Source organism: Agrococcus sp. BE272, from assembly GCF_031457935.1.
Classification (GTDB): domain Bacteria; phylum Actinomycetota; class Actinomycetes; order Actinomycetales; family Microbacteriaceae; genus Agrococcus; species Agrococcus sediminis.
In genome coordinates this window covers 1-1,069 of the sequence record NZ_JAVDXL010000009.1, presented here as the reverse complement: position 1 = coordinate 1,069, position 1,069 = coordinate 1, and the positions used below count along the sequence as shown (strand labels likewise).

The window sequence follows — 1,069 nt, the reverse complement described above, 5'->3', positions numbered from 1 at the left end:
ATTGAGAATGGGCGCGGCGGCCTCGCGGGCGCCTGACTTGCTACTCGACAGGCTCCTCGGATGCCTTGCGCTGGATCTGTCGGTGGCTGTCGTGGCCGTCGCGTCCTGGCGTGGTGCCGGACGGGGCCTGACTTGATAGAACCTTGCGAGATCTCGCTCGTCAATGTGGTGTCGGCCCCGCCCGGATCGGTCATCCGCGCCGAAACGTGATTCGGAGGGAGACAGATTCTGATGGTACTCACCGCACCCCCGCTCGCGCGGGCCGTTGTCGCCGGCGTGGACACGCATCTCGACACGCACCACGCCGCGGTCGTGACGCTCACCGGCGAGCTGCTGGCCGACGCGGCGTTCCCCGTCTCGAGCGCCGGCTACCAGGCGCTGCTGGACTGGGTCGCCGGCTACGGCCTGATCGACCGGATGGGGGTCGAGCTGACCGGCTCGTACGGGGCAGGACTGGCCCGGCACCTTCGGGCCGCGGGCGTTACCGTGCTGGAGGTGAACACCGCTGACCGCGCGACCCGGGCCCGTCGCGGCAAGGACGACCGCACCGACGCGATCGCCGCGGCCGGGAAGGTCCTCGCAGGCTCCGCGAGCGCGATCCCGAAGGACACCACCGGGCCGGTCGAGTCGCTGCGGCTGCTGCACTCCGCTCGCGAGAGCGCGGTCAAGTCCCGCACGCAGGCGCTGAACGAGCTGCAGGCGGTCCGCACCACTGCGCCCGCATCCCTGCGGGAAACGCTGCCGACCACGACCGGCGCGCTGGTGACGGCGGCCGCGCGACTGCGGCCCGACACCGCCAGGCTCGACGAGCCGGAACAGGCCGCCAAGCTGGCGCTGCGGCGCCTCGCGACCCGCGCTCGGCAGCTCACCGAAGAGATCGATGCGGCCGAGTCCGACATCGCCGCGCTCGTGCAGGCGGTCGCGCCGACGCTGCTGGCAGCGACCGGCGTCGGCCCGATCACCGCCGCGATCCTGCTGGTCGCCGTCGGCGAGAACTTCGCCCGCATCCGCTCCGAGTCGGCGCTGGCGCGCCTGACCGGCACCGCGCCGATCCCGGTCTCCAGCGGCA

Annotated in this window: 1 protein-coding gene; it reads left to right on the top strand. The window is 72.6% G+C overall.

The features are described from left to right. Positions 1-231 precede the first annotated feature (231 nt). The coding region (locus tag J2X49_RS12925; RefSeq protein ID WP_310127045.1) for an IS110 family transposase at positions 232-1,069 on the top strand (838 nt) is incomplete at its 3' end.